Genomic DNA, 26,048 nt, shown 5'->3' with positions numbered 1-26,048 from the left:
TACCTGGCCACCGCCTACCGCGCCGCCCCCACCACCGGGGCCTACACCGCGACCGGCACCGGCGGCGGCCAGTGGATGGCCACCCTCACCGCCCTCAAGACCGGCACGGCCAACTCCGCGACCGCGCCGTCCGCGCCGACCGGGCTGTCCGCCGGTCCCGGCAACGCGTCGGTGTCCTTGACGTGGACCGCGCCGGCGTCCAACGGTGGGTCCCCGGTGACGGGGTATGCCGTGTACCGCGGCACGAGCGCAGGGGGTGAGGCGGCGACGCCGGTTGCCTCGAACGTGACCGGGACGAGCTTCACCGACACGGGCTTGACCAACGGCACGACGTACTACTACACGGTCGCCGCCATCAACGCCGTTGGCACGTCACCGCAGTCGAACGAGGCCTCGACCACCCCGCAGGCCGCCGCGACCGCGCCATCGGCGCCGACCGGGCTGTCCGCCGGTCCCGGCAACGCGTCGGTGTCCTTGACGTGGACCGCGCCGGCGTCCAATGGTGGGTCCCCGGTGACGGGGTATGCCGTGTACCGCGGCACGAGCGCAGGCGGTGAGGGCGCGAGACCGGTTGCCTCGAACGTGACCGGGACGAGCTTCACCGACACGGGCCTGACCAACGGTACGACGTACTACTACAAGGTCGCGGCGATCAATGCGGTCGGCACGTCTCCGCAGTCGAACGAGGCCTCGGCGACCCCGCAGACCGCCGCCACCGCGCCGTCCGCGCCGACGGGGCTGTCCGCCGGTCCCGGCAACGCATCGGTGTCCTTGACGTGGACCGCGCCGGCGTCCAATGGTGGGTCCCCGGTGACGGGGTATGCCGTGTATCGCGGCACGTCCGCGGGGGGTGAGGCCGCGAGCCCGGTTGCCTCGAACGTGACCGGGACGAGCTTCACCGACACTGGCTTGAGCAACGGTACGACGTACTACTACAAGGTCGCGGCGATCAATGCGGTCGGCACGTCTCCGCAGTCGAACGAGGCCTCGGCGACGCCGCAGGCCGCCGGGACGGGCGCCGGTTACGTCAGGCGGGTCGGCACCGCCACCGCCGCGACGGCCCGCACGAGCACCACCATCACCGTCGGCGCCAGTGGGGTCGTGGCCGGGCACACCCTGGTGGTCTCGGCGCTGCTGTCCTCGACCAGCACCACCGGCAGCGTGAGCGCCACCGACAGCGCGGGCAACGGCTACGCCGTGGCCCGGAACGTCAGCGACGGGTCGGCCGGTGACCGCACCGTGGTCCTGGTGGCCGTGGCCGTCAAGGCCCTTCCGGCCGGGGCCACGATCACGCTGAGCTACTCCTCGGCCGCCGAGACCCACCTCGCGGTGGACGAGTTCGCCGGGGTCACCGGCGTGGACACCACCGCCGGTGCCACCGGCACCGGTTCGACCTTCAGCTCGGGCGCGGCGAGCACCGGCAGCGCCAACGAGATCCTGGTCGGGGCCACCGGCATCGAGTCGGCCTCCGCGGCTCCCACCTGGGCGACCGGCTGGACCGCGCTGCCCAACCTGGGCATCTCGACCGACTACCTGGCCACCGCCTACCGCGCCGCCCCCACCGCCGGGGCCTACACCGCGACCGGCACCAGCGGCGGCCAGTGGATGGCCACCCTCACCGCCCTCAAGACCGGCTGAGCCACCGGTCACGCCCGGCCCCGATAACCGGGCGATCCGGAACGACGGCAGCAAGCGCTTCCGCGTGTCGCGCGAGCCTGCCGCACGCGAGCCTGCTCGATGCCGGAACATGAGCGTGCACGGCACACGCCCCCGACGCCCGGAGACGGCCCCACGGCCCGCAGTTCTCTGCTCCGCACAGCGTGGGCCCACGCATCGAGTCGAGCGCCGCCCGACCCCGCGCCCGCGGGCCGAGCGGCGGCGAACATCGCCAGGGACCCACCGGCATACGGCGGTCCACACCCCAGGTCCCACGCGCCCACGTGCGCCGGCCAGCTCCAAGGAGTAGCACCACCCATGCCCAAGTCCCCAACCCCCAGCCGCGGCCCCCGCACGCTGATCGGCGTCCTCGCGACGATCGTGGCCGTCGTCATCGGGATCATGCTGGTTTCCGCTCTGGACAAGACCGCCGGTGGCGAGATAGCCGTCGTGCGCAACGGCGGCCCGTTGGACAACAACCAGGTGCGCCAGGTCGTCGACCCGGCCTCCTCGCTGACCTACACCGGCCTCTTCAGCCAGGTGCACAAGTACCCCGCGCAGCAGCGGTTCTACACGATCACCGCCACCGGCGGCGGGGACCGCGGCGGCGTCGACGTCGAGCACGACCCGACCAGCGACGGCGTCGAGGTGGGCATCGAAGGCACCATCTACTTCACCCTCACCAACGACCACGACGCGCTGGCCAGGTTCGACGACAAGTACGGGACCCGCACCTACCTCGGCGTGGACCATGGTGCCCACGCCGCATGGGAAGGGGACGACGGCTGGAACGCGTTCCTCGACCAGATCGTGCGGCCGGTCATCAGCAACGACCTGCGCCAGCAGATCGGTGACTTCCGCTGCCAGGAGCTGCAGGCCGCGTGTGCGCTCGTCCAGTCCGGCGCGACCGCGTCGGCGACGGCCACCCCGGCCGCTGCGGCCCTCTTCAACGGCAAGGCCGGCGCGCAGAACAACGTCAACATCCAGAAGATCCAGAACGCGATCAACACCAGCCTCGAGCAGGACCTGAACACCACCCTCGGCGGGCCGTTCATCACCGGGGTCCGGTTCAGCCTGGCCCACGTGACGCTCCCGGCGAAGGTGCAGGCATCGATCGACGACGCCCAGGCAGAGTTCGCGGCCGTGTCCAAGTCCCAGGCGAAGGTCGCCCAGGCCCAGGCCGACGCACGTGCGAACGAGTCCCGCCAGGACGGCTACAGCAAGTGCCCGGCGTGTGCCACGATCGACACGCTCAAGGCGATCCCACCGACCGTGACGACGTTCGCTCCCGGTGCCGGCTTCGCCATCACGCAACCAGGCAAGTGACCGGACTCATCCCATCGGGTTGACCGGTCAGCCGTCGCCCTGACCGGGTGTCGAGGACGCACACATCTGTGGTGGGTGACCACTCGCCCGAGCGCCGGCGAGCGAGGCGACGGCCTCCGCACTGGGCGTGCGGAGGCCGCGCGTGGGTCCGGCGCGGTGGGTCAGTCCTCCCGGCGCGCGGTCCCCTGGGTGTCGGTACCAGCGGCCACGGCCTGCGCGTGACGTGCCCGGAGCGGGAGCCAGACCGCGACGGCCATCGTGGCCATGGCCAGCGGCACGTGCACGGCCGTCAGCGAGTCCTTGCTGTCGTCGGCGATCAGGCCGCCGATGTAGGACTCGAGGACCAGGAGCAGGACCAGTGCCGTGCTGCCGAGCAGGAGGTCGCGGCGACCCCGGAGCTTGACCCAGGCAACGACGAGAGCCGCGACGGCCAGGAAGAGCGCGATCTCGCCGCCTCGGGCGTGGACCTCGATCCACGACTCGGCCGCGTCGCGTTGGCCGTCGTGCTCGAGGAAGATCCCGGCCCAGAGGCCTTGCAGCAGGACCAGCAGGGCGGTGAGGCCCGTCAGGATGCCGAAGAGGCGGCGGCCGGGGGCGCGGACAGGTGCGGTGGTCGAGCTCGTCTCGACGCGTGGGGATGCTGAGGTCACGGTTCTCCTCGGGGGAGGGAGGGATCAGGCGGACCCGGCGACGTTTCTCGGCGAAAGCGAACGGGAGGTGAACAACAGGTAAGCCTGTGCCCTGCACAGCCTTGGAGAACCCTCCGAACCGTTTGGTCCACCGCGAGTCCGGGCCGCAACGCGCGCCGGCTCGGCGACCGTCAGCCCGAGGGTGGAGTGCCCACGGAGGCACGCCGGATCAGGGTGGTCGGCAGTCGTCGGTGCGCCACCGCCCCGCCCGATCCCTCGATCCGCGACAGCAGGAGGCGGCTTGCCGCCACCCCGATCTCGTATGCCGGCTGGGCCATCACCGTGAGCCCCGGGCTCACGACGTCGGCCCACTCGGTGTCGTCGAAGCCCAGCAGGGACACCTCCTCGGGACACCGCACGCCCGCGCGTGAAAGGGCGTGGAAGGCCCCCAGCGACTGCATGGCGTCGAAGGCGAGGATGGCCGTGGGTCGTCGGGGCAGGGCGAGCAGTCCGGCCGTCTCCCGCTCGGCGTCCTGCCTCCGGTAGCCGCCGGACGAGATGAGGTCGGGGCGGATGTCCACCCCGGCCGCCGTCATGGCGTCCCGGAAGCCGGCGGCACGCGCACCCACCGTCGTCGCCGTCAGCCGCTCCACGCCGCGCATGTCGGGACGCAGCATCCGCTCGAGCATGCCGCGCGTCCCACCGGTGACGATGGCGATGTCCCGGTGCCCGTTGGCGAGCAGGTACTCCGTCGCCAGCCGGGCCGCCTTGCGGTTGTCGATACCGACCGTGTCGGCCTTCAGGCCGGCCACTCGCCGGTCGAGCAGGACCACAGGGATGCCGGCGGCGATGACGTCGGCGAGGTGTGCACGGTCTCCGCCGTCTGCGGGGCACACGACCAGGCCGTCGACCCGGCGCTCGGTCATCATCCGGACCGCGGCCTCCTCCTTGTCGAGCTCTTCATCCGTGTTGGCGAGCAGGACCTCGAAGCCCTCACCCCGGGCGGTGTCGGCGATCCCCCGGAGGGAACGCCGGAAGAAGGGGTTCTCGATGTCCGAGACCACGACGCCGAGCGTTCGCGTCGAACCCGTGATCATGCTCCGGGCGAGGCTGTTGGCCCGGTAGCCCAGCTGCTCGGCAGCGGCCAGGACCCGGTCGCGCGTGCTCTTGCGCACGGACCCGTAACCGCCGAGCGCACGGGCCGCCGTCGCTGTGGACACGCCGGCCTCGCGCGCGACGTCCGGGACCGTCGCGATGGCACGCGGCTCCTGGCTCCTGCTCACGCTGCTCCTCGGGACGACTTCGCGCGGCCGCGGGCTCGGTGCACCGGGGCGCGCGCTGCTGGATGCCTGGGCGCCGGACGTCCGAAGACCTCTCGCGCCCTCGACCGCATCAGGACAAGTGCTCGACGGGCTGACCCTAGCCGCTTGTCCGTCCGGCCGGCAGACACGGCGTCTCCAACGATTTTCGGGACACCCCTTGACAGCGCCCATTCAAGTTGAGAACGTTCTCAAACACAAATTGAGAACGTTCTCAATACTCACCATGTCACGGACCCAGGAGTCGCACCGATGCCCGACACCCTTCCTCTCAAGCCCATCGACGCCGACACCGTCGAGAAGCTCAGCGCGACCATCGCCGAGCGCGAAGCCATCCGCAGCGCCGTCCGCGATGCCGTCGACAAGGGCCTGCGCAACGTCTACTTCGTCGGTGCCGGCGGCTCCATCATCTGCAGCTACCCGGCCCACTACCTGCTCCAGCAGAAGGGAACCGTGCCGGCCTTCCAGGTCCAGAGCGACGAGCTCAACACGTCGGTGCCCGCCCTGATGGGTCCCGGTTCACTCGTCGTCCTCGCCTCCTACACCGGCACGACGAAGGAGACAGTCGCCGCGGCCAAGACAGCCAAGGCCACCGGCGCCACGGTGATCGCCGCGGCCAAGGCGGGCAGCCCCCTCGCCGACGCCTCCGACACCGCCTTCAGCGGCAAGAGCGACCTGTTCGAGCTCCTCGTCGCCTACGAGGTGCTGGCCGCGACGGGTGCGGACCTCGACATCGCCGCCGTCGACCAGGCCCTGAACGCCCTGCCGGAGGCGGTCCGCCACGCCATCGAGCAGGCCGAGCCGCAGCTGGCCGACATCGCCGAGGCGTTCAAGGACGAGCCGATCACCTACGTCCTCGGCTCGGGTCCGAGCTACGGCTGGGCATACGGGTTGGCCATGTGCTTCCTGCAGGAGATGCAGTGGAAGCACGCCGCGGCGTTCAACTCCGGCGAGTTCTTCCAGGGCGCCTTCGAGATGGTCGACCACGACACCGCGGTGCTGCTCTGGCTGGGTGAGGATGCCTCGCGCCCCATGGGTGAGCGCGCCAAGTCGTTCCTGGACCAGTACTGCAAGAAGGCGCGGCACGTCGACGTCGGCGATCTGGAGCTGCCCGGCATCCCGGAGTCGGTCCGCGGCCAGGTCTCCCCGATCGTCGTCGGCGCCCTCGCGAACCGTCTGGCCCAGCACTACGAGTCGGTGCGCGGGCACGACCTCGAGACCCGTCGCTACATGTTCAAGGTCGAGTACTGACGATGACCGAGATGCTCAACTTCGACGCGGAGCGCTACCTGCGCATCCAGTCAGGAGCGGTCGGCCTCGCCGAGCGCATCGACGCCGTCGTGGCAGACGCCCTCGACTCCGGCGTGACCCACGTGGTCTTCGCCGGCGCCGGGGGCGCGGGGATCCTCATGCACCCGGCTGCGGCGTTGCTCCGCGACCGGTCCGACGTCCGCGCGGACGTCCTCCTCCCGGCCGAGCTCGTCGAGTCCGGCTCCGCCGTGGTGGGTCGCCGGACGCTCGTGGTCATCCCCTCCCTGTCCGGGACCACGGCCGAGAGCCTCGCCGCCCTCGACCACGTCAAGGCGGCCGGCGCGCAGGTACTCGTCCTCACCGGCCACGCGGAGACCCCGCTGGCCACCAAGGCCGACGTCGCCCTCGTCAACTTCGCCGAGGACGACACCTCCTGCGAGTCGTTCTACCTCCAGTCGCTGCTCCTGGCCCTGTCGGTCATGGCACGGACGGGGACCATCGAGGACCGGGCGGGCGTCGTCGCCGAGCTGCAACGGCTTCCCCGGCTGCTCCTGGCCGCCAAGGCGGCGTTCGAGGCCCAGGCCCACGAGCTCGCCGTGGGGCTCGCGGCCGAGCCCTGGCACATCGTCACCGGCGCGGGCAACGCCTGGCCGGAGGCCTGGTACTACGGCATGTGCATTCTCGAGGAGATGCAGTGGATCCGCACCCGGCCGGTGCACGCCTCGGACTTCTTCCACGGCACGCTCGAGCTCGTCGAGCCGGGCGTCAGCGTGCTGCTGCTCAAGGGTGAGGACGCGGCCCGACCCCTGGCCGACCGGGTCGAGCGGTTCGTCTCCGCCCTCACCGAGTCGCTGCACGTGCTCGACACGGCTTCGGTGGAGCTGCCGGGCATCTCTCCCGCCACCCGCGGGCTCGTGTCTCCGGCGGTCCTGAGCGCCCTGCTCGAACGGGTGAGCGCCCATCTCGAGGTGCTGCGCGACCACCCGCTCACCACCCGTCGCTACTACCGCCGCATGGCCTACTGAAGGACGTCCCCATGAACGTCACGCTGCTCACCGTGGGCGACAACGTGGTCGACCGCTACCCCGACCTCGGGGTGTTCTACCCGGGCGGGAACGCGGTGAACGTCGCGGTGCACGGCCGCCGGTGCGGAGCCGGCACGGCATACATCGGCGCTGTCGGCACGGATGTCGCCGGGCGCACCGTGCTCGACGCTCTCGTGGCGGAGGGCGTCGACACCTCCCTGCTCCGCATCGTCGACGGCGCCAACGCGTACGCGACGGTGCGGATCGTCGAGGGCAACCGGGTCTTCGAGCACGGCGATCCCGGCGTCTCGCGGTTCTCGCTGACGTCGGCCGACTTCGCAGCCGCCGCCGCGGCGGCCGTCGTCCACACCGGCGAGTGCTCCATGGTCGAGGACCAGCTGGCCGACCTCTCCGCGGCGGCGTCACGGCTGTGCTTCGACTTCTCGGAACGTCCGTTCGACTACATCGCCGCCCACGCGCCCCTGGTCGACATCGCGGTCCGCTCGCTGCCCGGAGCCGGCGTCGAGGCGGCCGTCGAGGAGGCGCGGCGCATCCACGCTCTCGGGCCTGGCCTCGTCGCGGTGACCATGGGCGCCGGCGGCGCGGTCGCCGTCTCCGGGGACGAGGTGCTGCACGCCCCGGCTCCGCCGACCGCCGTCGTGGACAGCCTCGGCGCCGGCGACGCCTTCATCGCCCGGTTCCTGGCCGGGCTCATCGCCGGCGCACCCGTGTCCGAGCTCCTCGGAGAGGCCACCGCCTACGCGTCCGCCGCCTGCACCACGTTCGGCGCCTTCGGCTACGAGACCCCGCTCGGGGGACTCGCCACATCGCTCAACCGCATCCACAAAGGAGTGGACCTGTCATGAAGCACACCACACGCAACGCGACCGCTGCCGTGCTGAGCGCCGTCGTCGCGGCCGCCCTGGCTGCCTGCGGCGCCCCCGGGACGGCGAAGGTGGAGGCCGGGAGCGGCGTCCAGAACCTCGCCGCGCCCGCCGAGAAGTCCGGCACCATCACCATGGTCACCAAGTTCGCCGACCCCAAGTACGCGCCCTACTTCCAGAGCGTCGTCAAGGCCTACGAGCAGGCCAACCCCAAGGTCACGATCAACCTGGAGCAGGTCGGTGACCAGCCCTACAAGGACAAGATCAGGGTCCTGTCGGCCTCCAAGCAGCTACCGGACATCTACTTCTCGTGGGCCGGCGACTTCGCCAACAAGTTCGTCCGGGCCGGCCTCGCCGCCGACCTCACCTCCGTGATCGGGCCCGACACCGCCTGGGGCAAGACGTTCTCCCCCGCCGCGCTCAAGGCGTTCGCCACCAACGGCAAGAACTACGGCGTGCCCATCGACCTCGACGCGAAGTACCTGGCGTACAACAAGAACGCCTTCACCAAGGCCGGCATCAATGCAGCGCCCACCACCCTCGAGGAGCTGCTCGGCGACTGCGACAAGCTCAAGTCCGCCGGCTACATCCCCATCGCCTTCGGCAACCAGTACGGCTGGCCCGCCATCCACTACATGACCCAGCTCAACGCGTACAACGTCGCCCCGGCCACCCTGGCCAAGGACTACAACCCGGCCACCGGCGCCTTCACCGACCCCGGGTACGTCAAGGCCCTCGACCAGTTCGGCAGCATCATCAGCCGGTGCTCGAGCAAGGACGCCAACGGCGTCTCCCACGAGGCCGGCCAGGCCACCTTCATCAACGGGCAGGCCGCGATGCACTACCTCGAGTCGGTCGAGTTCTCGGTGCTCACCGCCAAGGGCGGGGCGCCGAAGGCCGTGGCCGACAACTGGAGCTTCATGCGCCTGCCGGCGCCGCAGGGTGCGGGCGGCGACCCCGGTGCCCTGACCGGTGCTCCCGACGGGTTCATGGTCAACGCCCAGAGCAAGAACGCTGCGCTGGCCGTCGACGTGCTCAAGTTCATGACCAGCCAGCAGAACGCCTCGAAGCTGACCACGGACATCGGCTGGCTCAGCCCCGTCATGGGCTCGGCCACGTCGGCGAACGCCTTCCCCCAGCTGGAGGCCGCGCTCGCCGACATCAGCAAGGCCAGCCAGTTCGCCATCTGGCTGGACACGGTCACCAACGCGGAGGTGGCCAACGCCTACCTGTCAGGCGTGGAGGGCATCATCGACGGCTCCAAGACGAGCCAGGACGTCATGACGGCGGTCCAGCAGGCCGCCGCGAAGGCGAAGCAGCAGGCCGGCTGACCCGCCTCCCGCGGAGGGGTGGGCGGTCCACGCCGCCGCCCACCCCTCCCTCCAGGACCACACGGTCCGACCCCGACACGGCCGGTCGACACCGACCAGCCACGGCCAACCCCGCGGAGGTTCTCATGAACACCATCCGGACACGATGGCGGTCCCTGGCCTGGGTCCTGCCCGCGCTGGTCCTGCTGCTCGTCTTCGTCTACTACCCCATCGTCGACAACCTCAGGTTGAGCCTCTTCTCCTGGAACGCCTTCTCCGTGCGTCCGACCTTCGTGGGCGTGGACAACTACCGGACGGCCTTCGGCGACCCGGTCTTCTGGCAGGCCCTGCGCAACAACGTCGTCTTCGCGGTCGTCTCGCTGGTCTGCCAGGTCGGCTTCTCGCTCGTCCTGGCCGCAGTGCTCGAGGAGTTCGTGCACCAGCGACTGCGCGGCATCCTCCGGACCATCTACTTCATCCCGGCCGTCATCTCGATCACGGTCGCCGGGATCCTCTTCTCCTTCCTCTACAACCCCCGCATCGGCCTGGTGAACCGGCTGCTCGAGGCCGTCGGGCTCGGTGCCTGGCAGCACTCCTGGCTCGGGGAGCCGGGGACCGCGATGGGGAGCATCATCGCGATGAGCCAGTGGCAGTCCATCGGCTACACGGCCATCCTCTTCGTCGTGGCGATCCAGCGGATCCCCCGCGAGTTCCACGAGGCGGCCAAGGTCGACGGCGCCGGTCCGGTCCGCCGCTTCTTCTCCGTGACGGTCCCGATGGTCCGGGAGATGACGACGCTCATCACCATCCTGACGATCTCGGGTGCCTTCCTCGTGTTCAACGAGGTCATGGTCATGACCGGGGGCGGGCCCTCGAACTCGAGCCAGGTGCTCGGCACGTGGCTCTACCGCAACGCGTTCCTCAACGACGACATGGGCTACGCGTCGGCGATCGCGACGGTGATCTTCGTGATCACGCTCGCGGTCGGTGCCGTCCAGATCCAGGTCAGCCGCCGACGGAGGATCGAATGGTGATGGCTACCTCGAGCGCGACCCGCACGACCCCCGGCCCCCGGGCCACCACGGCCTCTGCCACCACTGCCGCCTCCGTCCGGCGAGCCGCCGGCGGCCGCCACGCCGGCCGCCTCGCCGTGCGGGTCGCGGTGTGGGTCGGACTCGCGGCGCTGGTCGTCGCCGTCCTCTACCCGCTGCTGTGGATGGTGTTCAGCAGCTTCAAGGACAACCAGGAGGTCTTCGCCAGTCCGTGGGGCCTGCCCGGCGAGCTCCGGTGGGAGAACTTCGCCCGCGCCGGCTCCTCCGGGGTCGTGCGGTACTTCGTCAACAGCGTCCTGGTGACGGGCGCCTCGATCCTCACCACGGTGCTGCTGAGCGCCTGGGCGGCCTACGCTCTCGTCCGGCTGCGGGTGCCCTTCGAGGGCACGATCCTCGGCCTGCTCCTCGGTGGCCTCATGCTCGCCCCGACGGTCGCCCTCATCCCGCTGTTCGGCCTGCTGCAGCAGCTGCACATCTACGACACCTACTGGGCCCTGATCGTCCTCTACACCGCCTTCCGGATCCCGTTCACCACGTTCCTGATCCGCGCCTACATGATCGACATCCCCTCGGAGGTCGACGAGGCCGCGAAGCTCGATGGCTGCACGCCGACCCAGGCCTTCTGGCAGGTCGTGCTACCCATGTGCCGCCCGATCCTCGTGTCGGCGGCGCTGCTCCAGGCCCTCTTCGCCTGGAACGAGTTCGTCTTCGCCCTGGTGTTCATCAGCAGCGGGGACCTCAAGACCCTGCCCGTCGGTCTCATGGACATGCAGAGCCGGCTCCTCACCGACTGGCCGGTCCAGTTCGCCGGCCTGACGATGGCGGCGCTCCCGATGATCGTCCTGTTCCTCATCGGCCAGCGGCAGTTCCTGCGAGGACTGACGGACGGCATCGGCAAGTAGTGGCCGGGTGCCCGGGGGAGGCTCGGTCATGAGGAAGGGCCCGGTTCAGGGGACCGGGCCCTTCCTCACACCTGCGGTCTGCGGCTCATGACGCAGGGACGTCGCCGGCCGGCGGTTCCGACGTCGCCGGCCGGCGCGGCAGCAGTGCTGCGGCCACGAGCCCGATCAGCCCGATGGCGGCCAGCACGATCAGGGCCGCGGCCTCGGCGCTGCTGGTGAGGCCCGCGACGAGGATGGTCCCGGCGATGGCCGTGCCGAGGGACGAGCCCAGGTTGGAGACGCTGCGAGACAGCCCGGAGATCTCGCCCTGTTGGGCCTCGCCGAAGCTGGACTGCACCACGTTCACCGAGGGTGTCAGCATCCCGCCGAGGCCGAACCCGATCAGGAAGAGGCCGGGCGCGAACGCCCACGGGGTCGAGGACCCGCCGACCATGGCGATCAGGACACCGACGCCCACGATCGTGATGACGAAGCCCAGCATGATGAGGGTCCGCTGCGCGCGTCGCTTCGCGAAGCGTTCGGCACCCAGGGACGAGAGCAGCAGGCCGACGGTGGCTGCCGTGAAGATCACGCCGGTCTGGATCGCGTCGTAGCCGCGGACGGTCTGCAGGTACGCCGCGACGGTGAACGAGACGCCGAGGAGCATCAGCCACTGGATGTTCTGGGTCACGAGACCGAGGTTGGACGTGCGGTTGCGGAAGAGGGCGGTCGACAGCAGCGGCGTCTCGCCCCTGCGCTCCTTGGCGCGGATCCAGAGGAAGAACCACAGCAGCACCAGGGCCCCGGCCACCACCAGGGCCACCATGAGCCAGCCGTTGTTGTCGGCGGCGAGGATGCCGAGGACGACGAGCACGAGGCCGACGGCCGACAGGATCGCCCCGCCCGTGTCGAAGACCATGGTCCGGTCCGGGGGCAGCGGGTCCGTGATGCGGCGACTGAGCAGGACGATCACGGCGATCACGAGGGCCTGGAAGACGAACGCGGCGCGCCAGCTGATCGCGGAGGTGATCAGGCCACCGATCAGGGGTCCGGCCGCCGCGCCGACCCCGCCCATCGCGCTGATCGCCCCGAAGGCGCGGGCCCGGGAGGCCGTCTGCGTGAAGAGCAGGGTCGTGAGGATGTAGACCGGGGGGATGAGCAGGGCCGTGCCGACGCCTTCGAGCAGCGAGTTCCCGAGGATGAGGACGCCCAGCCCGGGAGCGACGGCACTGAGCAGCGCGCCCACCCCGTAGACGACCAGGCCGATGGTGAAGCACCGTTTCCGGCCGTAGCGGTCGCTGAGCTTGCCCCCGGGGATCATCAGTGCGGCCATGACGAGGAGGAAGAGCGTGATGGCGACCTGGACGCCCTGGACGGTGGTGTCGAGGTCGTGGCTGATGTCGTTGATCATCACGTTCATGTTCGAGCCGGCGAAGCTGCAGATGAACTGCGCGAGGGCGAGTGGGACGAGCACCCTCCTCAGGGCGTTCGACGTTCGGCCAGTTGCGGTCATCTCGGACATGGGGCACCCGCTTTCGGTCGGAGCCGGCCACCGAGCCGGGTCCAGGGCTGCTCCGAGGGTGTCAGCCGTGCGAGTGCGCACACATCATCCTGCGTGGATGATGCGACCTCCCGGGCCGGCGCTGAATCGTGGCGTCAGACGGCGCCCGGGACCGGACGCCCTCATCGGGAAGGAAGGAACACCGTGACCTCGAAGAGCGACTTCACCGAGGAGGAGTGGACGCGCATCGTGCGCTCACCGCTGGTGGCCGGGATGGCGATCTCGCTGGCGGACCCGGGCGGCCCCATCGAGGCCGCCAAGGAGTCGATGGCGACCCTCAAGAGCGCCACCAACCCCCCGAGCCGGGAGCAGCTGCTGGCCGAGGTGGCCCTGGAGATCCAGGGTCAGGTGCAGGCGCACCACAACCCGCTCACCGGCTTCAAGCCCACGAAGGGGTCGCCGCCCGGCGACCAGGTGCTCGAGGAGCTGGGCGCCGTCCACGCAGCCGTCGCCGCCAAGGCCACCCCCGAGGAGACCGCGGCCTTCGGGCAGTGGCTGGTGGCTGCTGCGCAGGCAGCGGCCAACGCCGCCAAGGAGGGTGGGTTCATGGGGTTCGGCGCCGAGCTGGTCAGTGAGCGCGAGCAGGACATGCTCGACCGCGTACGCGCGACCGTCGTCACCGAGTGACACCCACGGGATCCTGCGGCCGCTGAAGCGAGCGGCCGTATGCCGTATGCGACGTGGGAGCTCCCGGGCACCGCCGGCCCGGCCGATGCGGTCAGGCCGGCGGCGCCTGGGAGCCGAGTGGCCCGCCCCTCAGGCGCCGAGAATCTTCGCCTTCTGCGCGGCGAACTCCTCCTCGGTGAGGATGCCCTGGTCCTTGAGCTCGGCCAGACCCTTGAGCTGCCCGACGACGTCGACCGGCGCGGCCGGTGCGGGAGCCGGGGCCGCCGGCGGAGGCGGTGGCGGTGCGGCCGGCCCCGGGTTGGTCTGCTCCTCGTAGGCCGCCTGCTCCTTGGCGGCGATGCCGGCGTCGCGCGTGGCGAACTTCTCGGCCTGGTGGCGCTGGACGCGCCCGGCGACCGCCGATGCGGTCCCGGCGACGACGGCGGTGCGTGCGACTCCTCGCAGAAGTCCTGGCATGGGGTGCTCCTTCAGCTGTTCGGGTCGAGGTTCTCGAGGGCGGCCATGACCTCGGTCGCCGGGATGCGGGCGCTGGCGATGAGCTCACCGCCGCTGTCGCGGGCCGCTGCGACGAACGGCGCGGCCCAGGTGTTCTCGTAGACGATGAGGGCGGCGACCGTCCCCGGGGACATGGCGGCGGCAGCCTCGGCGACGTCGTCGTCGCCGAGCAGGCCGGACCGGGCCCCGTGGAAGTAGGCGAACCCGCCGGCGGGCGAGGTCGGGTCGGTGACCTCGAGGACGTCCACGCCGCCGTCGGCGTCCTTGCTGATGACCATCAGGTCGAAGAGCCGGATCAGGCCACGCTCGACGAGGTCCATCAGGGCGTTGCCGGCCGCCCCGGTCAGCCGGTCCTGCGGGAACTCCAACAGGACGAAGTCGATCGGGCCGGAGACGTCGGCGACGACCGGGGTGGTGTCTGTGCTTGTCATTTCTCTCCTTCGTGAGATCTGTCGTGCGATCCGTGACGGCGTGATGCCGAGCTCGGTGGTCAGGCGTGGATGCCGTGCGCGACCGCGTGGGCCGCGCCGTGCCGGTGCAGCTCCGCCTCCTCCTCCGGGGAGCCCGGCTTGAGGTCGAAGACGACCTCCCTGACGGTGCCGGTGAACGCGTACGGCGCCTTGTCCTCGTAGTCCCTGTCCACGACGAGGCCGTTGTCGCGGCCGATGTCCATGCCGGCATACGTCGAGAACGCGACGGGGACCGTTCGCGGGATCCTGCCCCCGCCCACCTGCTCGCCGCCCACCCACAGCGTGACCATGCCGCCGGTGCCGGGCTTGTTCTGGTCGGCCTCGAAGAGCATCTTCACGGTGACGTCGCCCGTGGGCAGCGGTGACGTCGACACCTGCCGGCTGGACTCCACCCCGAGGAACGAGTAGGTGTGGTTGAGGCGGTGCTCGCCGTCGACCCAGAGGGCGAAGCCGCCGATGAAGTCGGCGTTCGCCACGATGACGCCCTCGGCACCGTCGTCGGGCACGTGCAGGTCGGCCTCGATCGCGTAGGAGCGCCCGTAGACGAAGGGGATCATGCCTCGCTGCACGTTCTGCACGTCCCCGGCGAACGCGCGACGGGTGAGGGGCGGCAGCGGCGGCAGGATGCCGTACATCACGCACAGTCCGCCGAGCAGCGGCAGGACGCGGTTGCGTTCGGCCTCCTCCCAGAACAGGGCCTTCAGCTCCTCGAGCTTCTCCGGGTGCTTCTCGGCGAGGTCGTGGGCCTGGGAGAAGTCCTCGGGCAGGTAGTACAGCTCCCACACGTCCTGCTCCGGGTCGTAGACGCCGGGCGCGAACCGGGCCAGCGTCTCGGGCGAGAAGCCCCACGGAACCCGGTCGATCCGCGCGCACGCCCACCAGCCGTCCTTGTAGATGCTCCGGTTGGCGAAGGCCTCGGAGTACTGCACGGTGTGGCGCTCGTCCGCGTCGCGGTCGTCGAAGGTGTAGAGGAAGCTGGTGCCGTCCATGGCCTCCTGGTCGATCCCGTCGACCCGGGTCGGCTCGGGGATGCCGGCGGCCTCCAGCACCGTGGGGGCGATGTCGATGCAGTGGGTGAACTGGCTGCGCACGGCCTGGTCCGGGCTGATCCGGCGCGGCCAGGCGACCACCATCGGGTCGCGGGTCCCTCCGAGGTGGCTGCCGGTCTGCTTGCCCCACTGGAACGGGGTGTTGTTGGCGTGCCCCCACGCGGCCGCGAAGTGCGGTGCCGTGTGGTCGCCGCCCAGGGCCTCGGACCCGCCGTAGCGGTCGATCAGCGCGAGCTGCTGGTCCGCGTCGAGGTCCACCCCGTTGAGGAAGGTCGTCTCGTTGAACGAACCGGTGAGCGTCCCCTCCATGCTGGCGCCGTTGTCGCCCCAGACGTAGAAGACCAGGGTGTTGTCGAGGTCGCCGGCCTGCTCGATGGCGTCGAGGAGCCGACCGACGTTCCAGTCGGCGTTCTCCGAGTAGCCCGCGAAGACCTCCATCTGCCGGACGTAGAGCTTCTTCTGTGCCGGCGTCAGCGAGTCCCACGCCGGGAAGAGGTCGGGGCGCTCGGTGAGCCCGGTGTCCGGCGGGACCAGGCCCAGCTGCTTCTGCCGCTCCAGCGTGTGCTCGCGGTAGGCGTCCCAGCCCTCGTCGAACTGGCCCTTGTACTTGTCGGCCCACTCGGTGGCCACGTGGTGGGGCGCATGGCTGCAGCCGGTCGAGTAGTACATGAACCACGGCTTCTCGGTGTCCTGGGCCCGCACCGCGTGCAGCCACTCGACCGCCTTGTCGGTGAGGTCGTCGGGGAAGTAGTACTGCTCCCCGTCCTTGCCCTCCGGAACGCCGAGGACGGAGTTGTCCTGGGTGATGATCGGGTCGTACTGGCCGGCCGCCCCGGACAGGAAGCCCCAGAAGTGGTCGAAGCCCCAGGACAGCGGCCAGCGGTCGAAGGGGCCTGCGGCGCCCTGGACGTTGTCCGGGGTCAGGTGCCACTTGCCGAACCCGCCGGTGACGTAGCCGTTGTCACGGAGGATCCGCGGCAGGGCCGCGCAGCTCTTCGGCACGGCCGCCGTGTAGCCGGGGAAGGGTCCCGGGTACTCCGCGATCGACCCGAAGCCGACCCGGTGGTTGTTCCGGCCGGTCAGCAGCGCCGCGCGGGTCGGGGAGCACACGGCGGTGACGTGGAAGCGGTTGTAGGTCAGGCCCATTCGTTGCACCCGGGTCAGGTTGGGCGTCTCGATGGCGCCGCCGAACGTGGTCGGGCCGCCGAACCCCGCGTCGTCGATCAGGGCGATGAGCACGTTGGGAGCCCCCTCGGGCGGCCTGACCGGTGCCACGATGGTCCAGTCCGCGATCGAGTCACCCAGGGTGCGCCCGACCATGCCACCGAAGTTCCGGTCGGGGATCGGAAGGACCGTGCGGTCCGGGCTGAACTTGCCCATGGCCTCGGCGAGGGAGTCCTTCAGCGCGCTCATGCCCTCGTGGTCGCCCTGGACGAGGGAGCGGGCCTGGGTGCGGGTCAAGGCGCGTTCGACGGCGAGCCGCTGCTCGTCCTCGAAGACGGCGATGACGCCGGCCGAGCCCGGCGGCAGGTTCTCGCCGACCCGTTCCTGGATCTGCTGCTGGACCCGGTTCCGGGTGAAGCGACCGGCCAGCCAGCCGACGACGCCTCCGGTCGCCACGGTGGTGGCCAGCAGCGCCGGCGCGATGAGGCCCACGGCCAGGCCGACCCCGCCGCCCCACCGGGCGCCGGTGCGGCCGAGGTGGTCCCCGGTCAGCTCGACCGTGACCTGCCCGTCCTCGGCGTGAGTGACCAGGATGACGCCCTCGATCGCCGCCTTCTTCTGGCGCACGTCGGCCACGAGCGCGTCGAAGTCCGCCCTCGCGTCCGCGCTGTCCCGGTAGCCCGCCACCAGCACGTCGGTCACTGTCTTCCCCATCACGTCATCTCCCTCTCGTCCTCAGCTGGTTCAGGCACAGGGCTTCGGCCGCGTCGCATGCGGCGGCACCCCGATGGCGAGGGGCGTTGCCCTCCTCGCGCACCGCGGCATGCTCAGCGTCCTGCCCGGACGTCGTTTCCACGTCACCCTCCCGGGGTGACTCCGACGCGACCATCGGCAGCGCGTGCCGGCCCGCTCCCCGGAGCTCGCCGGCCGGCATACGCGGGCACCCCAGGACGTCTCGTCGATGTCCTGGGGTGCCCGCACCCCCGAGCTCCTTCCGGGCCTCAGACGCTGGTCCCGACTTCCTTGCCGTGCGCGGCGATGCCGTAGATGACGAGGAAGTCGACCACGATCATCGTCAGCGCCCACAGCGGGAAGGCCGGGATGAAGGCGAAGTTCACGAGCGCGCTGATGCCGGCCACCGCGATGCCGGTGATGCGGGCCCACATGCGGCCGGTGAAGAGGCCGAAGCCGGCCACGAGGGCGGCCACACCGACGATCAGGTGTGCCCAGCCCCACCAGGTGTAGTCGACGTGGACGACCAGTCCGTTCTTACCGACGAGGTAGTAGCCCTTGTTGAAGAGGGCCACGAGCCCGGCGATGCCTTGGAAGCAGCCGAGCATGATCAGCATCATCGAGCCGAACAGGACCCAGCCACTCCATCTGTCCTCCGCGGGAACCCCTGATCCCGACCCCTGCGGTATCCGGTTGGCTCCGGTCGCCGGAGTCTGCTGGCGCACGTCGCTCATGATGTTCCTCCAGTTAGACGAGACGTTCTGCCAACTCCACGCTCGCCGCTCCGGATGCGCGGGGCATCATCCTGAACGAGTGATCTAGGGCCCGGCGGGTGCGACGCATCCCACTGGCGACCGGCCCCGACACGTGGTGCGCCGGACGCTCAGGCCGGTCGTCAGGGCCACGGGTCGGTCCCGAGCCGGCGGCGCGCGTCCCGACGACCGGTGTGCCGCTCAGCGTCACGGAATCCGCCGAAAAAACCCGACTCCGGACCTGCCATTGAGCCTTGTATACAGGATACGATCGCCGAACTTCGCTTACCCCCACCATCGGAGCGTGTCATGACAGTTCGGAACGTCTCGACCTCCTCGCCGGCCTGGGCGCGAGCGCGCGCACTGGCCGTCGTGCTTGCGGCCACCTCCCTCGGAGCCGCAGGGTGCTCCGCCGTCGGGCCGAGCGCGAACCACGGCAGCACGGGCGGAACGGCCGCAGGATCGGGCGCGTCCGGTGCCGACAGCTTCGGCTCGCCGGCCGACCCGGGCGCGGTCAAGCAGGGTGGCTCCCTGGTCATGGCTCTCTCGGCGGAGCCGGACAAGCTCGATCCCGCCCTCTCGCGCAGCCTCTACTCGCGCTACGTCTTCAACGCCATGTGCGAGAAGCTCTACGACGTCGACCAGTCCGCCAAGATCGTGCCGCAGCTGGCCACCGCCCTGCCGACGGTCAGCGGTGACGGCAAGACCGTGACGATCTCCGTGAGGACCGGCGTGAAGTTCGCCGACGGCACGCCGTTCGACGCCGCGGCGGTCAAGGCGTCCCTCGAGCGCGACCTCACCCTCAAGGGATCGGGCCGCAAGAGCGAGCTCGGCCCCATCACGGCCGTGGCCGCCAAGGACCCCCAGACGGTGGTCATCTCCCTGTCCAAGCCCTTCGCGCCCCTGACCGCGGCCCTCACCGACCGCGCCGGCATGATCGTCAGTCCCACGGCTGCCAAGCAGCTGGGGTCGAACTTCGCGTCGGCGCCCGTGTGCGTCGGCCCGTTCAAGTTCGCCAAGCGCGTACCGCAGAACTCCATCGACCTGGTCAAGGACCCGAACTACTACGCGGCCGACAAGGTCCACCTCGACAAGATCAGCTACCGGATCATCACCGACGCCAGCATCCGTGCCGCCAACCTGCGTTCCGGTGACGTCATGGTGGCCGACTCCCTGTCGGCGCAGGACGTCCCCGGGCTCAAGCAGGAGAAGTCCCTGCAGGTCCTGCAGTCGCAGTCCCTCGGCTACCAGGGCGTCACGTTCAACATCGGCAACTCCGACGGCGTCGACGCTCCCCCGAGGATGAGGGACACCCCCGAGGCCAAGGACCCCCGGGTCCGCCAGGCCTTCGAGTACGCGATCGACCGCGCCGGCCTGGTGAAGGTCATCTTCAACGACCTCAACACCGTCGCCTGCTCGCCCATCTCGCCGGCCAGCGAGTTCTCCAGCGACGCCGCCCAGAAGTGCACGGCGCACGACCCGGAGAAGTCCAAGGCGCTGCTCAAGGAGGCGGGCGTCCAGACGCCCTTCCCGATCGAGATGATCACCTCCAACAACCCCGACAGCCTGCGGCTCGCCCAGGCGATCCAGTCGATGGTGAAGGAGGGCGGCTTCGACTTGAAGATCAAGCCGGTGGAGTACGCCTCGCTCCTCGACCAGGAGGACCAGGGTCAGTTCAGCCTGCTGCAGCTCGGCTGGTCGGGCCGGATCGACCCGGACGCCAACATCACCAACTTCGTCGGCACCGGGGGCAGCCAGAACGTCTCCGGCTTCAGCGACCAGCAGGTCGACGACCTGCTCGCCAAGGCGAGGCAGACCCAGGACGTGAGCCAGCGACGCGACCTCTACGCCCAGGTGATCGACCGGCTGCACCAGACCGACCCGCTGATCTACCTCTACCGCCAGCGCAACCTGACCGGCGTGTCCAACTCGCTCAAGGGCGTTCAGGTGTTCCCCGACGGTGTCGTCCGGGTCGCCCTCGCCGGGATGGCCAAGTAGTCGTCGTGCGTCGCTACCTGTTCCACCGGGCCTGGCAGTCGCTGGTGACGTTGCTGCTCGCCACCGTGGTCGTCTTCCTCGGTGTCCGGGCCCTGCCCGGGGATCCGGCCCTCGCCCTCGCGGGCGAGGACCGGACCCCGCAGGCGCTCGCCGCGATCCGCGCCGAGTACGGCCTCGACCAGTCCCTGCCCGTGCAGTTCTGGCGCTTCGTCACCCATGCCCTGCAGGGGGACCTGGGCATCTCGGTCCGGACCGGTGAGTCGGTCAGGTCGATGCTCGCCACGGCCATCCCCGTCACGGTGGAGCTGTCGCTGCTCGCCATCGGCATCGCCGTGGTGCTCGGCGTCGGGGCGGGCGTCGTCGCCGCGGTGCGTCGCGGCCGCCCGTCCGAGTGGGTCGCCAACGCGTTCGCGCTCCTCGGCCTGTCCGTCCCGCACTTCTGGCTGGGACTCATCGCCATCCTCTACCTGTCGGTGGCGACGGGCCTGTTCCCCGCGTCGGGCTTCGTGCCGCTCGGGGAGAGCGTCACGGACAACCTCCACCACGTGATCCTCCCGGCCGTCATCCTCGGGACGGGGCTGTCGGCGGTCATCATGCGCCAGACGCGGTCCTCCATGCTCGACGCGCTCTCGACCGACTACGTCCGCACGGCGGAGGCCAAGGGCCTGAGCCCGAGGGCCGTCATCGGACGGCACGCACTGCGCAACAGCCTGATCGTCGTCGTCACCATCGTCGGCCTGCAACTCGGCGGACTCATCTCCGGGGCGGTGGTGACCGAGCAGATCTTCGGGCTGCCCGGCTTCGGCAAGATGACGATCGACGCCGTCTTCCAGCGCGACTACCCCGTGATCCAGGCCGTCGTCCTCGTCACGGCGACCTCGTACATCGTCATCAACTTCGTGGTCGACCTGCTCTACTCGCTCATCGACCCCAGGGTTCGCATCACCGGAGAGACCTCATGAGCGTCGACACCGCCCTGACCGTCGGGTCGGCCCCACGCGTCGAACGCGGCCAGCGCTCACGCGTGCTGCGCCGGCTGCGCCGCAACCCACTGGCCGTCGCGAGCTTCACGGTGCTCGCCGTCGCCGTCGTGGTGGCGGTGGTGGCGCCGTGGGTCGCCCCCTACGCCCCCGAGCACACCGACTTCTCCAACACGCTGGCGCCACCGGGGACCCCGGGCCACCTGCTCGGCACCGACGACCTGGGCCGTGACGTCCTGTCGCGGATCATGCTGGGAGCCAGGGCCTCGCTGGAGGTCGCCCTGCTGGCGGTGCTGACCGCCCTGCTGGTCGGGGTGCCGCTCGGGCTCGTGGCGGGCTACTTCCGAGGGGCCGACTCGGTGATCTCCCGGGTCACCGACCTGCTCCTCGCCTTCCCGTTCCTCATCCTGGCCGTCGGCCTCGCGGCCATCCGCGGTGCCAGCCTCGCCAACGCGGCGCTGGCCATCGGCATCGCCCAGATCCCGGGCGTCATCCGCGTCGTGCGCTCGGACGCGCTGCGGCTCAAGTCGCTCGACTTCGTCGCCGCGGCGGTCGTGCACGGGGCGAGCGACCTCTGGGTCCTGGCCCGGCACATCCTCCCGAACGCCACGTCCGTGGTGCTGGTGCAGGCCACCGTCGCGATCCCCGCCGCCATCCTCGGCGAGGCCGTGCTGTCGTTCCTCGGCCTCGGCATCCAGCCGCCGTCACCGAGCCTCGGCACGATGCTGGCCAACGCGCAGCAGTTCGCAGCCCGGGCACCGTGGGCCGCGGTCCTGCCCGGCGTGGCGATCATGGTGCTCGCACTGGCGTTCAACGTGTTCGGCGACAGCCTGCGCGACGCCCTCGACCCGAAAGCGAGTCGCCGATGACCGCGACCACAGACGCCGTTGACGCCACCGCTCAGCTCGAGAGCCGTCCGGTCCTGGACGTCAACGGGCTCACGGTGACCTTCCGCACCGAGGTGGGCTCGGTCTCCGCCGTGGACCACGTCGACCTGCGGGTGGCCCCCGGCGAGATCGTCGGCATCGTCGGCGAGTCGGGGTGTGGCAAGAGCGTCACGGCGATGAGCCTGGCCGGGCTGCTGCCACGCAGCACCCGCGTCGAGGGGTCGGTGCGGCTCGACGGTGTCGAGCTCGTCGGGGCCAAGCCCAGCGCCCTGCGCGGGGTCCGCGGCCGCGACATCGCCTACATCTTCCAGGAGCCGATGAGCTCGCTGAACCCCGTCCTGACGGTGGGCCGGCAGGTCGTCGAGGTGCTGCAGGCGCACGAGCGGCTGAGCCGTCGCGAGGCGCTGGAGCAGGCGGTCGAGCTGCTGACCGTGGTGGGGATCCCGTCCCCCCGCGAGCGCATCAAGCACTACCCCCACCAGCTCTCGGGCGGCATGCGCCAGCGCGTCATGATCGCGATGGCGGTCGCCTGCCGGCCGAAGGTCCTCGTGGCCGACGAGCCCACGACCGCGCTCGACGTCACGGTTCAGGCGGGCATCCTCGACGTGCTGCGCGGCCTGCGCGACCGGTTCGGCACAAGCATCCTCGTCATCACCCACGACCTCGGCGTCATCGCCGACGTGGCCGACCGCGTCATGGTGATGTATGCCGGTCGCGTCGTCGAGAGCGCCACCGTCCACGAGCTCTTCGCGCGCCCCCAGCACCACTACACGGCGGGCCTGCTCGCGGCCTCGCCGCGCCCCGGCCACCACGCGGGGACGCACCGGCTGCAGGAGATCCCCGGTCTCGTGCCGGTCCTCGAGGTGCAGCCTGATGCCTGCACCTTCGCCGATCGCTGCCCCGCCGCCTCGGAGCGGTGCAGCACCTCGGCCCCGCCCTTCGCCGCGCTGCCCGACGCGCTGCCCGACGCGCTGCCCGACGCACCGTCGGAGGGCTCCGGCGCGGGCCCGTGCACGACCGAGCACCGGGTCGCGTGCTGGCACCCCCGCGGCGAGGCCGCCCGACCGACACGCCAGGAGTCTCGATGAAGCCCGCATCCGTGGAGACCGCCCCGAGCGGGTCCCAGTCCACCACCACCGGCCCGGGTGAGCCGGTGCTCGAGCTCGACGAGCTCGTCATGCACTTCGGTCCCGTCCGCGCCGTCGACGGCGTGTCCCTGCGCATCAGGAAGGGCCAGGTGACCGCCCTCGTCGGCGAGAGTGGCTCGGGCAAGTCGACGGTGGGCCGCTGCATCGTGCGCCTCGTGGAGCCGAGCGCCGGCACGGTGAGGCTGGGAGGCACGGACATCACCCACCTGTCCCGCAAGGAGCTGCGCGAGCACCGCCGCGACGTCTCGATCGTCTTCCAGGACCCGGCAGGCTCCCTCGACCCGCGCATGCTCGTCGGCGAGGTGGTCGGCGAACCGCTCCGCCTTCAGGCCACGCGCTCGAACCGGCGCGAGCGGGCCGAGCGGGTCAAGGAGAGCCTGCGCCGGGTCGGGCTGCGTCCCGAGGTGGCCGAGCGCTACCCGCACGAGCTGTCCGGAGGGCAGCGCCAGCGGGTGAGCCTGGCCCGGGCGCTGATGTCCGAGCCGAGCCTGCTCGTGGCGGACGAGCCGACGAGTGCCCTCGACGTGTCGGTCCAGGCCGCCGTGCTCAACCTGCTGGCCGACCTGCAGCGCGACATCGGGTTCGCGTGCCTCTTCATCACGCACGACCTGTCGGCCGTCGAGTACCTCGCCGACGAGATCGCCGTGATGTACCTGGGCCAGCTCGTCGAGGTGGGCACCCGCGAGGAGATCTTCGCCCACCCCCGGCACCCGTACACCCAGGCGCTGCTGTCCGCCGCGCCCGTCGCCGACCCAGCGCGGCAGCGGGCGCGCACGCCCGTGCTGCTCGGTGACGACCTCCCCTCGGCCATGGACCCGCCGTCGGGCTGCCGCTTCCACACCCGCTGCCCCGTGGCGGTGCCGCGGTGCGCCGAGGAGGTCCCGGCGCTGCGCACGGTCGGCGACGGCGGCACGGTGGCCTGCCACCTCGTGGCGCAGGACGGGACCGGACCCGACATCCGCAGCGACGCAGCAGCGTCGGCGACCAGCCCGACGACACCAGCCGCCTCGGCGACCTCGACGACCTCGACGACCTCGACGACCTCGACCACGGAAAGCCTCACATGACTTTCACTACCCGACCCACCCTCGAGGGCACCTTCGGCATGGTCTCCTCCACGCACTGGCTCGCCTCGCAGTCGGCCATGCGCGTCCTCGAGCTCGGGGGCAACGCGTTCGACGCGGCGGTCGCCGCCGGCTTCGTCCTCCACGTCGTCGAACCGCACCTCAACGGTCCTGGAGGCGAGGTCCCGGCGGTCATCGCCACCGCCGAGGACCCCGCCCCCCGGGTGCTGTGCGGCCAGGGGCCGGCGCCCGCAGGTGCCACCATCGAGCACTACCGGTCCGAGGGGCTCGACCTCATCCCCGGGTCGGGGCCGCTCGCGGCAGCGGTTCCCGGCGCGGTCGACGCCTGGCTGCTCCTGCTCCGCGACGAGGGCACCATGAGCCTCGCGGAGGTGCTCGAGCCGGCCATCGGCTACGCCCGGCACGGCCACCCGCTCCTCGAGCGGGTCTCCGCCACGATCGAGACGGTGCGCGAGCTGTTCGAGAGCGACTGGTCGACTTCCGCCGACCTGTGGCTGCGCGGCGGTGAGGCCCCCCGCCCGGGCGCCCTCTTCGTCAACCCGGCGTATGCCGGCACCCTGGAGCGCCTGGTCGCCGAGGGTCGCGCGGCCGGTGGCGGACGCGAGGAGCAGATCGACGCAGCCCGCCGGGCGTGGAGCCAGGGTTTCGTGGCCGATGCCGTGGACACCTTCTCGCGCAAGGCGTTCCGCGACTCGAGCGGGGAGGCGCACGGGGGTCTGGTCACCGGGGCCGACATGGCGGCGTTCTCGGCGACGTGGGAGGCGCCGGCCACGGTGGACTTCCAGGGCTACACCCTCGCCAAGACGGGACCGTGGGGCCAGGGCCCGGTCCTGCTGCAGAGCCTGCGCCTGCTCGAGGCGCTCGACGACCCCGCGGCGCTCGACCCCTCGACCCCGCACGGCATCCACTGCGTCACCGAGGCCCTCAAGCTCTCCTTCGCCGACCGGGAGGCGTGGTACGGCGACGTCGACGTCCCGATCGGGACGCTGCTGTCGAGGGAGTATGCCGCCGAGCGCGTCGCGCTGATCGGTGACCGCGCGTCCACCTCGCTCCGTCCCGGGAGCCCGGACGGCCGCGAGCCGGTGCTCGCGGCATACGCCAGGTTCGGCGACGAGCGCCCGGTCGCGTCGGTCGACGCCACGACGGGCGAGCCCACGGTCGCCCCGACGGGGGTGACGCGCGGCGACACGTGCCACGTCGACGTCGTCGACCGGTGGGGCAACATGGTGTCGGCGACGCCGAGCGGTGGCTGGCTGCAGAGCTCGCCGACGATCCCGGAGCTCGGGTTCTGCCTCGGCAGCCGGATGCAGATGTTCTGGCTCGAGGAGGGCCTGCCCTCCTCGCTCGCGCCCGGCCGGCGGCCGCGCACGACCCTCACGCCCACCCTGGTGCTGCAGGAGGGCCGGCCGGTGATGGCCTGCGGCTCCCCCGGCGGCGACCAGCAGGAGCAGTGGCAGCTGGTCTTCCTGCTCAGCCACCTCGTGCAGGGCAAGAGCCTGCAGGAGGCGATCGACGCGCCCTCCTTCCACACCACGAGCCTGCCGGCGTCCTTCTACCCGAGGGAGGCCGAGCCGGGGGTGCTGGTCATCGAGGAGCGGGTCGGGCCGCAGGGCGTGGCCGAGCTCGAGGCGCGCGGCCACACGGTCCGCGTGTCGGACCCGTGGAGCCTCGGGAGGCTCTGTGCCGTGACCCGGGACGCCGAGTCCGGGGTGGTCCGGGCCGGCGCCAACCCCCGGGGGATGCAGGGCTATGCGGTGGGTCGGTGAC

The 26,048-nt window shown here is 71.0% G+C and carries 22 protein-coding genes; 15 read left to right on the top strand and 7 right to left on the bottom strand.

Annotation, left to right across the window (positions count from 1 at the left end; genetic code table 11):
• Together ABD241_RS09385 and ABD241_RS09380 are read left to right on the top strand one after the other, a co-directional pair.
• The coding region (locus ABD241_RS09385) for a fibronectin type III domain-containing protein (RefSeq protein ID WP_344061054.1) at positions 1 to 1,638 on the top strand (1,638 nt) is incomplete at its 5' end.
• Positions 1,639 to 1,974: 336 nt separating this feature from the next.
• A complete protein-coding gene (locus tag ABD241_RS09380) occupies positions 1,975 to 2,982 on the top strand; it encodes an SPFH domain-containing protein (RefSeq protein WP_344061051.1) in 1,008 nt (335 codons plus the stop codon).
• Between the two features lie 161 nt (positions 2,983 to 3,143).
• On the opposite strand, the gene ABD241_RS09375 is transcribed toward ABD241_RS09380, so the two are convergent.
• Positions 3,144 to 3,632: a hypothetical protein gene (locus ABD241_RS09375; protein ID WP_344061048.1), complete on the bottom strand. Its 489-nt coding sequence runs from the start codon at positions 3,630 to 3,632 to the stop codon at positions 3,144 to 3,146.
• A gap of 170 nt (positions 3,633 to 3,802) precedes the next feature.
• Positions 3,803 to 4,894, bottom strand: a complete 1,092-nt coding sequence (locus ABD241_RS09370; RefSeq protein ID WP_344061045.1) for a LacI family DNA-binding transcriptional regulator — start codon at positions 4,892 to 4,894, stop codon at positions 3,803 to 3,805.
• Between the two features lie 288 nt (positions 4,895 to 5,182).
• Between ABD241_RS09370 and ABD241_RS09365 the strand changes: the two genes are divergently transcribed.
• The 6 genes from ABD241_RS09365 (at position 5,183) to ABD241_RS09340 (ending at position 11,354) form a co-directional block, all read left to right on the top strand.
• Positions 5,183 to 6,181, top strand: a complete 999-nt coding sequence (locus ABD241_RS09365; protein WP_344061043.1) for an SIS domain-containing protein — start codon at positions 5,183 to 5,185, stop codon at positions 6,179 to 6,181.
• Between the two features lie 2 nt (positions 6,182 to 6,183).
• Positions 6,184 to 7,206, top strand: a complete 1,023-nt coding sequence (locus ABD241_RS09360) for an SIS domain-containing protein (protein WP_344061040.1) — start codon at positions 6,184 to 6,186, stop codon at positions 7,204 to 7,206.
• An 11-nt stretch (positions 7,207 to 7,217) separates the two neighbouring features.
• Complete coding sequence (locus ABD241_RS09355) at positions 7,218 to 8,072, top strand: PfkB family carbohydrate kinase (RefSeq protein WP_344061037.1); 855 nt, start codon at positions 7,218 to 7,220, stop codon at positions 8,070 to 8,072.
• Positions 8,069 to 9,421 carry an ABC transporter substrate-binding protein gene (locus tag ABD241_RS09350; RefSeq protein ID WP_344061034.1) on the top strand — a complete coding sequence of 451 codons (1,353 nt, stop codon included), beginning with the start codon at positions 8,069 to 8,071 and terminating at the stop codon, positions 9,419 to 9,421. The genes ABD241_RS09355 and ABD241_RS09350 overlap by 4 nt, the downstream gene beginning before the upstream one ends.
• Positions 9,422 to 9,546: 125 nt before the next feature.
• The gene (locus ABD241_RS09345; RefSeq protein WP_344061031.1) at positions 9,547 to 10,434 is read left to right on the top strand and encodes a carbohydrate ABC transporter permease; all 888 of its coding nucleotides are present in this window, start codon (positions 9,547 to 9,549) and stop codon (positions 10,432 to 10,434) included.
• The gene (locus ABD241_RS09340; RefSeq protein ID WP_344061028.1) at positions 10,434 to 11,354 is read left to right on the top strand and encodes a carbohydrate ABC transporter permease; all 921 of its coding nucleotides are present in this window, start codon (positions 10,434 to 10,436) and stop codon (positions 11,352 to 11,354) included. Before ABD241_RS09345 ends, ABD241_RS09340 begins: the two co-directional genes overlap by 1 nt.
• An 85-nt stretch (positions 11,355 to 11,439) precedes the next feature.
• Here ABD241_RS09340 and ABD241_RS09335 read toward each other — a convergent pair whose 3' ends face one another.
• A complete protein-coding gene (locus ABD241_RS09335; RefSeq protein ID WP_344061025.1) occupies positions 11,440 to 12,807 on the bottom strand; it encodes an MFS transporter in 1,368 nt (455 codons plus the stop codon).
• A gap of 231 nt (positions 12,808 to 13,038) precedes the next feature.
• Here ABD241_RS09335 and ABD241_RS09330 point away from each other — a divergent pair, with 231 nt between their 5' ends.
• Positions 13,039 to 13,521 carry a hypothetical protein gene (locus ABD241_RS09330; RefSeq protein ID WP_344061022.1) on the top strand — a complete coding sequence of 161 codons (483 nt, stop codon included), beginning with the start codon at positions 13,039 to 13,041 and terminating at the stop codon, positions 13,519 to 13,521.
• A 129-nt stretch (positions 13,522 to 13,650) separates the two neighbouring features.
• Here ABD241_RS09330 and ABD241_RS09325 read toward each other — a convergent pair whose 3' ends face one another.
• The 4 genes from ABD241_RS09325 to ABD241_RS09310 all read right to left on the bottom strand — a co-directional run bounded on the left by ABD241_RS09325 (position 13,651) and on the right by ABD241_RS09310 (position 18,165).
• Positions 13,651 to 13,977 (bottom strand): SHOCT domain-containing protein, encoded by a 327-nt coding sequence (locus tag ABD241_RS09325; protein ID WP_344061019.1) that lies wholly within the window; start codon positions 13,975 to 13,977, stop codon positions 13,651 to 13,653.
• Between the two features lie 11 nt (positions 13,978 to 13,988).
• Positions 13,989 to 14,447: a DUF6325 family protein gene (locus ABD241_RS09320; RefSeq protein WP_344061016.1), complete on the bottom strand. Its 459-nt coding sequence runs from the start codon at positions 14,445 to 14,447 to the stop codon at positions 13,989 to 13,991.
• A 59-nt stretch (positions 14,448 to 14,506) separates the two neighbouring features.
• Entirely contained in the window at positions 14,507 to 17,413 is a 2,907-nt protein-coding gene (locus tag ABD241_RS09315) for an arylsulfatase (protein WP_344061013.1), read from the bottom strand.
• A gap of 287 nt (positions 17,414 to 17,700) precedes the next feature.
• A complete protein-coding gene (locus ABD241_RS09310) occupies positions 17,701 to 18,165 on the bottom strand; it encodes a DUF7144 family membrane protein (protein WP_344061010.1) in 465 nt (154 codons plus the stop codon).
• Between the two features lie 327 nt (positions 18,166 to 18,492).
• Here ABD241_RS09310 and ABD241_RS09305 point away from each other — a divergent pair, with 327 nt between their 5' ends.
• From ABD241_RS09305 to ABD241_RS09280, 6 genes are read left to right on the top strand one after another with little or no spacing between them, the layout of a single operon-like run.
• The gene (locus ABD241_RS09305; protein WP_344061007.1) at positions 18,493 to 20,181 is read left to right on the top strand and encodes an ABC transporter substrate-binding protein; all 1,689 of its coding nucleotides are present in this window, start codon (positions 18,493 to 18,495) and stop codon (positions 20,179 to 20,181) included.
• Between the two features lie 5 nt (positions 20,182 to 20,186).
• Positions 20,187 to 21,143: an ABC transporter permease gene (locus ABD241_RS09300; RefSeq protein WP_344061004.1), complete on the top strand. Its 957-nt coding sequence runs from the start codon at positions 20,187 to 20,189 to the stop codon at positions 21,141 to 21,143.
• Positions 21,140 to 22,030, top strand: a complete 891-nt coding sequence (locus tag ABD241_RS09295) for an ABC transporter permease (RefSeq protein ID WP_344061001.1) — start codon at positions 21,140 to 21,142, stop codon at positions 22,028 to 22,030. Before ABD241_RS09300 ends, ABD241_RS09295 begins: the two co-directional genes overlap by 4 nt.
• Entirely contained in the window at positions 22,027 to 23,136 is a 1,110-nt protein-coding gene (locus ABD241_RS09290; RefSeq protein WP_344060998.1) for an ABC transporter ATP-binding protein, read from the top strand. Before ABD241_RS09295 ends, ABD241_RS09290 begins: the two co-directional genes overlap by 4 nt.
• Positions 23,133 to 24,263, top strand: a complete 1,131-nt coding sequence (locus ABD241_RS09285; RefSeq protein WP_344060995.1) for an ABC transporter ATP-binding protein — start codon at positions 23,133 to 23,135, stop codon at positions 24,261 to 24,263. The genes ABD241_RS09290 and ABD241_RS09285 overlap by 4 nt, the downstream gene beginning before the upstream one ends.
• A complete protein-coding gene (locus ABD241_RS09280) occupies positions 24,260 to 26,047 on the top strand; it encodes a gamma-glutamyltransferase family protein (RefSeq protein ID WP_344060992.1) in 1,788 nt (595 codons plus the stop codon). Before ABD241_RS09285 ends, ABD241_RS09280 begins: the two co-directional genes overlap by 4 nt.
• Position 26,048 lies beyond the last annotated feature (1 nt).

It is taken from the genome of Terrabacter lapilli, from assembly GCF_039531305.1.
GTDB lineage: Bacteria > Actinomycetota > Actinomycetes > Actinomycetales > Dermatophilaceae > Terrabacter > Terrabacter lapilli.
The sequence above is the reverse complement of the archived record's forward strand: the minus strand, read 5'-3'. Positions and strand labels throughout refer to the sequence as shown.